Here is a 9,020-nt window from a genome sequence, read left to right as displayed (position 1 = left end):
TTGGCCTAAGTTTTCGCAGCGAGTGACCCCTGGCTTTTTGAGAAGATACTTTTTTACCATGTCTTCTAAACAAAATAAATCTAAACCGATAGCCTATCAGGAGTTTGGCAATGCTTCCAACTCAGAAGCATTGCAACGATCTGTACCGGACCTCCCACCACAGCAACAGAATATTAGAGTGCAGGCAACTCGTTCCGGACGCAAGGGGAAAACAGTCACCATGATCACAGGTTTTCAACATTCTCCAGATACATTGAATAAGCTATTAAAACAGTTAAAAAGTCAGTGTGGGAGTGGGGGAACCATGAAAGAATATACCCTAGAAATTCAAGGAGATCATCGTCAAAAATTGGTGAAAGTTTTGGGTGATTTGGGTTACAAGGTTAAGATTAGCGGCGGTTAATGGTTCTGTTGCCAAGATTAGCGATTGTTGTTTTGACAGAAGATAAAATATAAAGATAACCAATATTTACAATAATAAAAATGGATGCTTTCAGTCCCACTCCCCCACCTTGGACAGAGACAGCAGTTCATGGGTTACAATTTTGTTGCCCTCGCTGTTGTTCTAGTGCCAATAAATCCCAAAAAGCTTGGATTAATCGACGGGCCCCCGTTATCACAGAAGACTATGGCCGAAGGTGGCAAGAATTTTATCTCTGCGAATGTGGACAAGCATGGTGGGCCTGGAGTAGCGATCGCCCCCCATCTGATATAAGCGAGGATAAAAGATAAGATAGAAGATAAACCCAGTTCTGACCCGATCCAAAACCATTTAAGGAAATCATCATATGACAGCGACTTTATTACTATCAAAAGAATTACCTCAATTAACCTATCAGTCTAGCCGCGATCGATTCGATAGCAGTTGGGAAGATCCCCTCTCAACTCTCTTGGGGTTAGGAAGGGCGGCCGGCGCTGACTTTTTAGAAATTTTCTTAGAACGGGTTAACTATATTAGCTGTTTAGCCGAAGAAAAGACCATTACCGGCATTTCCCCTCGTCTGGCCAGTGGTGCCGGAATACGCATTTTTAAAGGCAAAGCGGACTGTTACGTTAGCACCAATGATCTATCCTTTAAAGGGCTAAAAGCCTCTTTAGAGAAGGGTTTATCTATCTTAGGTTTAACCTTACCCTCCCCCAACGCCTACATCCCAGAAATTAACCTAGAATTACTACGAGATTACGCCCAAACTAAAGATAAAGGGGTTTGGCTACCCCAGTGTAGTTCCATCGAGGAAATGGGGGACATCTTACTACAAGCTAATGAAACATTGGCACAAAAAGCTAAGCATATTCAATCCCGTCGTGCCACTTATTTTCGGGACTGGCAAGAAGTTTTAGTGGCAGCCAGCGATGGTACTTTTGCCAGGGATATTCGTCTTACCCAGTCGGTGGGTTATTCCCTCCTCTGCGCTGATGGAGAACATCGCGCTTCGATGGGTAAACGGTTTGGGGATACCAGTGACCCCGGTTTCTTGCGTCAGTGGGACTACGAAAGTGCAGCGGAAGGGGTAGCCGAGTCTGCTGGAAAAATGCTCTATGCTGACTTTGTAGAGTCGGGAAATTACCCTGTGATTATGGCCAATGAGTTCGGTGGGGTGATTTTCCACGAAGCTTGCGGTCATCTTCTAGAAACCACCCAAATAGAACATAAAACCACCCCTTTTATGGATAAAAAAGGGGAAAAAATTGCTCACGAAAACCTCACTGCATGGGACGAAGGCCGTTCGGATAAAGCTTTCGGAACCGTTGATATGGATGATGAAGGAATGCCCACCCAACGCACCTTATTGATTGAAAATGGCATCCTCAAGAACTTTATCGCCGATCGCACTGGATCTATGCGTACAGGCCATCCTCGTACCGGTAGCGGCCGTCGTCAAAGTTACGCCTACGCAGCGGCTTCTCGGATGCGTAATACTTACATTGCACCTGGTGATTTTTCTTTAGATGATCTTTTTGCTTCTGTAGATAAAGGGATTTATTGTAAACAAATGGGTGGAGGAAGTGTTGGTGCAACCGGTGAATTTAATTTCTCGGTTTCTGAAGCTTATTTAGTTGAAAATGGCAAGGTAACGAAACCTTTAAAAGGGGCAACTCTTATCGGAACTGCTAAGGATATTATGAACGAAATATCCATGTGTTCTCAAGATTTAGGACTGGCTCCAGGGTTTTGTGGTTCCGTCAGTGGCAGTATTTATGTCACTGTTGGACAGCCCCATTTAAAAGTAGATAAAATCACTGTTGGCGGTCGTTAAACTGACGACAAATCACAAATGATAGTAGGGGTCAACAGATGGTGTTGACCCCTACTACTGTTAAACTATGATTATATTACTATTGTTGCAGTCAAGGATAACTATTATTTGCTTATCTTTGACTTTCCTTTAACCCGAGATACAAATCCCATTGTTCCTAAAGTTAATAACCCTAGTAAAGTACCAGGTTCGGGAACAGAATTAGGATCTGCGCCTTCAGGAATTTCACTGGTTGTAATATTATCAAAGTTTACGTCTCCCGAACTAGAGATATAGACTTGAGTAATATTTTCAAATCCTGTTATGTCTAAGGTTTCAAACATTGAAGGAAGATCGCTACCTAAAGAATACTCCACAAACTGTCCAGAAACTGGTTGAGTTGGATCAAAAGTTGTACTAATTAGAATTTTGGTATCGTCTGTTGAGTAACCAGAAATAGCACGAGTATTATCCCTTAATTGATAGTCTAAACTTTCTAAAGAAAAAGTACCTCCATCCACTAAGGTTAAATAAATTCCTAATAGTCTATCGACATCGCTGTAGTGCTGCGCTTCGTAAGAACCTCTGGCATGAAAATGAGATCCTTCGCTGAAAAAAGCGTCTTCGGTTCCTATTCCTTGAGCAGAAAAAGCTTCAACATTAAAACCATCTTCGACAAAACATTTTCCTCCAGTATCTGGTAATAAAGGATTACAGGTGTTTTCATTAGAATAGGCATAAACATCAGCATCTAAGTCGATAACAGCGGCTCTAGCTTCTGCGCTTAATCCTATTACTAACCCTAAAGCTGTTACAGCTGTAATGGTTAAATTACTCAAAGATTTACTAGAAAGTGAATAGCAGATTTTTTGATGCTCCATACAATTGTAGCTATGAAAATTTCCCTTACAAACTAACACAAACTTTTTTAGATATCAAAAGACAACTGGTCAAACTTCTGTTGAACATATGTTTCAAAATGTATACTGCAAACCAGCAGTTAATTGCCAATCAGTTTCTAATTGTGGTCCTTGAAGTGCGCGGTAAACTGGTACTTCAAATTCAATGGCCAAACGACCAGTTCTTAAATCTCCTTCCGGGACAAAAAGATTGAGTCCAAAACCAATATCAATTTGCGTTCCTCCCCGTCGAGTGGGATCAGCAGTGGGAACAATGTTGCGATTAAGACGGGTATCTTGACCACTAATATTGCCCCAATTTTTTCCTTTAATACGTAAAGATGTACTAACCCAGTCGGCCCATTTTCTTGAACCCCAGGCCGTTAACATGATTTGATCACCAAACTTATAACTATTACTATTTTCCCCTAAACGGAGAGTGCCAATAATCTGACTTCCCCAAGACCATTCGTCGGTTTGACCTAAATAGGTAATCCCCGGATGAAGATCAAGGGTTCCTGATCCCAGTTGCATGGGGTAGGGTAAAAGTTGGTCTGGTCCTGCGGGGGTGCGATCGCGCGCTTCAATAGAACCGGTAGGAAAACTAATTCCGGCGTTGAAGTGAATTCTTTGACGGTTTTCGTTAAGAACTTGGTATAAACCACTTACTTTAATATCGCCAATTCCTTCAGAATCTGTATTAAAACCCCTATTCATGCGAGTAATATGGTCCATATCTTTGACCACATAAGGTAACATAGCCATTAAGGTTAGATTACTGGTTGCACCGTACATCATGCCAAACATATGCATTTGCATGGTCATACGGGTGGGAGTAACAGGAAATTGTTCTAAAATTTTCTCATCACTAATATCGTCGGTTCCCACACGACTCCCTTCCATTTCCATTAACATATAGCGATAAGAAACCATAATTTCCCCTTCGCTATGAATGTGTTCCCCCATAACAGCAATGGGTGCATGACTATCGGGACGGGCCGGGTCCCAAAAAAGCCCTTGTTGAGAAGGGGGTAAGGGTTCATCTGCTAAGAGCAAATTTGTATCTACTGGTATTTGTTCGGGGGAAGAATTGACTGTTTTTTCAGCAATCTTTTTTTCTGCATCATTAGGTTGAAATAGAGGTCTTGTTTGATCTATTTGTGTAAATGTTGGAAGAATATAGTTGGTTGAAATTTCATATTCTTGTTGAAGATTATTAGGTTCTAATTTTTGCTCAGAAATGAAGTCTGATCCATTGAACCCATTATAATTAGATAGGAGGGTTTCTCTAACTTTTTCCTGCTCGATGTCTTTCTGTAAGTCTCGATAATTCCAAGTGTTAGTAAGGGTTTCATAGTTGAAGCTAATCTCATTTACTTGTTGTTGTCCCTTACTTATGTCTGCTTTGGCAACAGATAAAAAAGTATCCAAATACATTAAACTAATCACTGTAAATAAACAGCAATATCCTCTACTCACACCAAAATTCATAGGTTTGACTAAATCATTAAAATTATTATCAAATAAGTAATATGACAAAATTTTTCGGGTTTGTCAAAAGACAATGTGTCAAAGTTTAAGTGATTTGTTCCTAGTGAACAATTGATTACTTATTTGGGAGCTTAAATATCATTACAGTTATTGAATCCCCTTGATATCAATAATATTAATAGTGTTAGAATAAATAAACAATTCTATGATTTAGATTAAGAGAATTTAATTGAGGAATTAGAAGATTGAGTAAGGGGATAAGAATGCCATTGCTAGTTAACTGGAACAAGTTATCCGTCATTTATTATTATTAGAATAAAAGAGCAAACTACCTCTTATAAACTTGCTTCAACAATGACAAGTTCCGCCTCACTACGACGAATAGCAATCTCCGTTGTACTACCAACTCGAACCCCTAATGGTCCGCCAAGCCAAGCAGAACGCAAGACTTGAACAGGTTTACCAGGAACAATTCCCATTGCTTCTAGACGAGTTTTGAAACCATTCCCAATATCTGTGTTATCGGTGAGAACTTCTTGCACTCTCGCCATTTTTCCTTTTTTTAATTCTTTTAATGTCATTTTTCTGGCCTTATTCAAACTCCAAAGATTAGCAATATTGCTAGTGAAAGTTTTATAAATTACCTCTGCAGGTCACTTAGCACCATACGAATAATCTAGCATAAATGATAATAATTATCAAGGAAATATGGTTTGAAAGTGGTTTTTATTTTTCCATTAGTCGTTCTTTTTCCATCATCAATCGGCTTCTCAGAATGATATTTATATATTTGATAATTTCTTAAGGTTTAGGAAAATAGTAGTGTTGACAAAATTGATTGCAGGAATCTCACTAACAGCTATTCTGCTTTTGATCTAAAAAAGAAAAAGAGTCAAAAAAGCACATTTATAGATGTATGAATACGTTATAATAGTCAAGGTTAAATGGCATCAAATTTGACCCTAAAATAAACCCATTTGGATTTTTTCTGCAATATCTTAACAATGTCTTCCAATCAACCGCAACGGGAACCCAATTCATCCTCTAATTTAGACGAGATTCGCGCCACACGCCTCGAAAAAGTGGAACAGTTGAAAAAATTAGGCTTAGTTCCCTATGCTTATCAATGGAAATCTAGCCACGATGCTGCTACTTTACAAGAAAAATACGCCAGTTTAAAAGATGGGGAAGAAATTGATCTAGATGTTGCGATCGCAGGAAGAATTATCGCCCGTCGTGTCTTCGGAAAACTCGCTTTTTTTAGCTTACAAGATGAAACCGGAACCATTCAATTATATCTAGACAAAAAAGAAATTCAGGCACACATGAGTAATCTTGAAAGTGCTTTTAATCATCTCAAAAAATTAACCGATACAGGGGATATTATTGGAGTAAAAGGAACTATCAAAAGAACAGAAAAAGGAGAGCTTTCTGTTAAAGTTAAGGAGTACGAAATATTAACAAAATCCTTGCTCCCGCTACCGGACAAATGGCACGGTTTAACGGATACTGAAAAACGCTATCGTCAAAGATATGTAGACTTAATTGTTAACCCTCAAGTTCGGCAAACATTTCGTCGTCGCGCTCAGATTACTGCTTCCATTAGACGTTACCTAGAAAAACAGGGTTTTATAGAAATAGAAACCCCCGTTTTACAGTCAGAAGCAGGGGGAGCAGAAGCCCGTCCTTTCATTACTTATCATAATACCTTAGAGATGGATTTATATCTGAGGATTGCCACAGAATTACATCTCAAACGGTTAATTGTGGGAGGGTTTGAAAAAGTTTTTGAAATGGGAAGAATTTTCCGTAACGAAGGAGTTTCTACTAAGCACAATCCCGAATTCACCTCCATCGAAATCTATCAAGCTTATGCTGATTATAACGATATGATGGAGCTAACGGAAACCATTATTACTACAGCAACTCAAGAAGTTTTAGACACTTTAGAAATTACTTATCAGGGGGAAAAAATAGACTTATCACCCCCTTGGCGACGGGTGACTATGCACGACATTGTGAAAGAAAAAAGCGGGTTGGATTTTGAAAGTTTTACGGACTTTGAAACAGCAAAAAATGCAGTCATAGAAGCAAATTTAGACGTACCAAAAACCTGCACAACTATAGGAAAGCTACTCAATGAAGTTTTTGAGCAAACTGTAGAAGAAACCCTAATTCAGCCGACATTTATACTAGATTTTCCCGTGGAAATTTCTCCTTTAGCTAAACCTCACCGTGAAAAAGAAGGCATAGTTGAACGCTTTGAATTGTATATTGTGGGACGGGAATTAGCTAATAGTTTTTCAGAACTAACCGATCCCATTGATCAACGAGAAAGACTGGAAAAACAAGCAGAACAAAAAGCAGCAGGAGATTTAGAGGCACATAGTGTTGACGAAGATTTTTTGACAGCATTAGAATATGGAATGCCCCCTACTGGTGGTTTAGGAATTGGTATTGATCGCCTAATTATGTTGTTAACTGATTCTGCAAGTATTCGGGATGTTATTGCTTTTCCTTTGCTAAAAAGTCAGAGTGTTGCTATTAAGTCTTTTGACTACGCTCAAGAGACAAAAATTCTTAGAGTTGAGTTTACTAATGGGGGGGTTTATCAATATCACGACATTCCCAAGTCGGTTTATGAAGAGTTAGAAAAATCCCCATCCAAAGGACAGTATTTTAATAGTGAAATTAAAGACAAATTCGGCTTTGATCGAGAAAGTTAAATTTGTCCTGAACTTTGTCCTGAACTTTGTCCTGAACTTTGTCCTGAACTTTGTCCTGAACTTTCCTGAATTTTTCCTGAATAAACCTGTCTTTCTTCTGCTGGAGATTTGAAAGATATTAGGACTGTAAGCAAATTCAATAGCTTACAGACAACAAACATTTAGTTAATTCAGGAGAAAAATCATGTCCGACTATCTACATATATTCACCAGTCCTAACCCCTTAACTAACTCAAATGATGATTTCAATTCTGTGGGAACAGTGTTAGTACCCTATACTACCACTGTATATCAGTCCGGGTACTCAGTACTTTTGACGAGCTATCGCGCCGAATCCGCGTATTATCAAAATGTCAATGGGAGGGAAGGCAATGATACTTTAACAGGAGCAGAAAAAAATGATACCCTTAATGGTGGCAATGGGAATGATTCCCTTATAGGTGCTGGCGGTAATGATAGTCTTTCTGGTGGAGCTAATAACGACAGCATTAATGGTGGAACTGGCAATGATGTCATTGATGGTGGAACTGGCAATGATGTCATTGATGGTGGGACTGGCAATGATGTCATTGATGGTGGAATTGGCAATGATGTCATCAGTGGTGGGACTGGCAATGATGTCATTGATGGTGGAGAAAATTACGATATTCTATTTGAAAGTGGGGACGTTAACTTTACGATAACAGATACTTCTGTTGTGGGATTAGGAACAGATCAGATTAGCAACATTGAACAAATCCAATTGAGTGGAGGTTCAGGGAATAATACCTTTACTAACAATGGATTTAGTGGCACAACAGTCGTTGCGTATAATGGCAAAGCTTCAGATTTTGATATCACTTACAACGATAACGGTACTTGGACAGTTACAGATATCAACACCAGTGACGGGAACGAAGGAAGCGATACCCTCAGCAATATTCAACAAATTGTTTTTGCTGGAGACAATACCAGACTGACAACAGATAATCAGAGAAATACAGTAGTAGCAGTAGCAGGGGTTCACGATCAATCAGCCGATACCACCCATTATGTTTCTGGAAGAGATGCTTTATCTACCAATTTTGTCATTGATATTGAAGGGACAGAAGGATTAGGATTAGATTTTGATACTGACAAATTAGCTAATTTTATCAATGACATTACCTTACCGAATATGACCATTGAAGCTGCAAGATTATCAGCTAATTTGCTGCTAGATGCAGCGGGGGGTGCCGCTGGAACTGCTCCAGTTTTTGGGGCATTATTTTCTACGGGTTTTGCTATAACTCAGACTCTAGCTAACTTTGGCTTTGATCTCTTACAAATAGAAGCTCAGAAACAAGCAGCAACTAATGCAGTTAACAGTCATGAATACGATAGCACCACTTGGGGGAATATTACCTCGACCCATCGGGATACTGTGGTCATCGAAGATTTTCAGATAGGGGTGGATAATCTCTTTTTACCCTCTCTTGAATCAGTGAACACTGTTGGTTATGCTCTTAAGCAAGGGACATTGAATGCAAAGGGTGGAGCTTGGATCGAAGCACAGATTGGCAATGAAACCAGCAATTTAGCCTTTATTGTTAATAACTACCATGAGTATAACAATAACGAGTTTACCAAGCAGTTGAAGCTTCTCAAAAAGTCTGGGGGGACTCGCCGAAAGTTAGGGGACAAAGATG

The 9,020-nt window shown here is 39.4% G+C and carries 9 protein-coding genes; 5 read left to right on the top strand and 4 right to left on the bottom strand.

The window, feature by feature from the left end; all coding sequences use genetic code 11:
• The first annotated feature begins 58 nt into the window (after window positions 1-58).
• From P9B04_RS09470 to P9B04_RS09460, 3 genes are all read left to right on the top strand, one after another.
• Window positions 59-403 carry a translation initiation factor gene (locus P9B04_RS09470; protein WP_342054742.1) on the top strand — a complete coding sequence of 115 codons (345 nt, stop codon included), beginning with the start codon at window positions 59-61 and terminating at the stop codon, window positions 401-403.
• An 80-nt stretch (window positions 404-483) separates the two neighbouring features.
• Window positions 484-732 carry a hypothetical protein gene (locus P9B04_RS09465; protein WP_342054741.1) on the top strand — a complete coding sequence of 83 codons (249 nt, stop codon included), beginning with the start codon at window positions 484-486 and terminating at the stop codon, window positions 730-732.
• A gap of 56 nt (window positions 733-788) precedes the next feature.
• Complete coding sequence (locus P9B04_RS09460) at window positions 789-2,258, top strand: TldD/PmbA family protein (protein ID WP_342054740.1); 1,470 nt, start codon at window positions 789-791, stop codon at window positions 2,256-2,258.
• A 104-nt stretch (window positions 2,259-2,362) separates the two neighbouring features.
• Here the strand turns inward: P9B04_RS09460 and P9B04_RS09455 are convergent, their stop codons facing one another.
• The 3 genes from P9B04_RS09455 to P9B04_RS09445 form a co-directional block, all read right to left on the bottom strand.
• Window positions 2,363-3,118, bottom strand: coding sequence for a PEP-CTERM sorting domain-containing protein (locus P9B04_RS09455; protein WP_342054739.1), 756 nt, complete (start codon window positions 3,116-3,118; stop codon window positions 2,363-2,365).
• A gap of 93 nt (window positions 3,119-3,211) precedes the next feature.
• Window positions 3,212-4,675, bottom strand: a complete 1,464-nt coding sequence (locus tag P9B04_RS09450) for a hypothetical protein (protein ID WP_342054738.1) — start codon at window positions 4,673-4,675, stop codon at window positions 3,212-3,214.
• 287 nt (window positions 4,676-4,962) lie between these two features.
• Window positions 4,963-5,208, bottom strand: coding sequence for a FeoA family protein (locus P9B04_RS09445; RefSeq protein ID WP_342054737.1), 246 nt, complete (start codon window positions 5,206-5,208; stop codon window positions 4,963-4,965).
• Window positions 5,209-5,631: 423 nt separating this feature from the next.
• Here P9B04_RS09445 and lysS point away from each other — a divergent pair, with 423 nt between their 5' ends.
• Window positions 5,632-7,353, top strand: coding sequence for a lysine--tRNA ligase (gene lysS / locus P9B04_RS09440; RefSeq protein ID WP_342054736.1), 1,722 nt, complete (start codon window positions 5,632-5,634; stop codon window positions 7,351-7,353).
• Here the strand turns inward: lysS and P9B04_RS09435 are convergent.
• Window positions 7,350-7,487, bottom strand: coding sequence for a hypothetical protein (locus P9B04_RS09435; protein ID WP_342054735.1), 138 nt, complete (start codon window positions 7,485-7,487; stop codon window positions 7,350-7,352). The two genes, lysS and P9B04_RS09435, sit on opposite strands and share 4 nt — an antisense overlap.
• A 179-nt stretch (window positions 7,488-7,666) precedes the next feature.
• Between P9B04_RS09435 and P9B04_RS09430 the strand changes: the two genes are divergently transcribed.
• Window positions 7,667-9,020, top strand: a 1,354-nt coding sequence (locus P9B04_RS09430) for a calcium-binding protein (RefSeq protein WP_342054734.1), incomplete at its 3' end; no start/stop codon positions are given.

Origin of the sequence: Crocosphaera sp. Alani8 (assembly GCF_038442745.1) — a bacterium.
Lineage (GTDB): Bacteria > Cyanobacteriota > Cyanobacteriia > Cyanobacteriales > Microcystaceae > Crocosphaera.
Note: the sequence above shows the minus strand (reverse complement) of the source record. Positions and strands in the feature narration are given on the sequence as shown.

Bases quoted from the DNA above. Each gene is read 5' to 3' on its own strand.
- P9B04_RS09470 (WP_342054742.1), top strand. From the start codon at position 59: ATGTCTTCTAAACAAAATAAATCTAAACCGATAGCCTATCAGGAGTTT.
- P9B04_RS09465 (WP_342054741.1), top strand. From the start codon at position 484: ATGGATGCTTTCAGTCCCACTCCCCCACCTTGGACAGAGACAGCAGTT.
- P9B04_RS09460 (WP_342054740.1), top strand. From the start codon at position 789: ATGACAGCGACTTTATTACTATCAAAAGAATTACCTCAATTAACCTAT.
- P9B04_RS09455 (WP_342054739.1), bottom strand. From the start codon at position 3,118: ATGGAGCATCAAAAAATCTGCTATTCACTTTCTAGTAAATCTTTGAGT.
- P9B04_RS09445 (WP_342054737.1), bottom strand. From the start codon at position 5,208: ATGACATTAAAAGAATTAAAAAAAGGAAAAATGGCGAGAGTGCAAGAA.
- lysS (WP_342054736.1), top strand. From the start codon at position 5,632: ATGTCTTCCAATCAACCGCAACGGGAACCCAATTCATCCTCTAATTTA.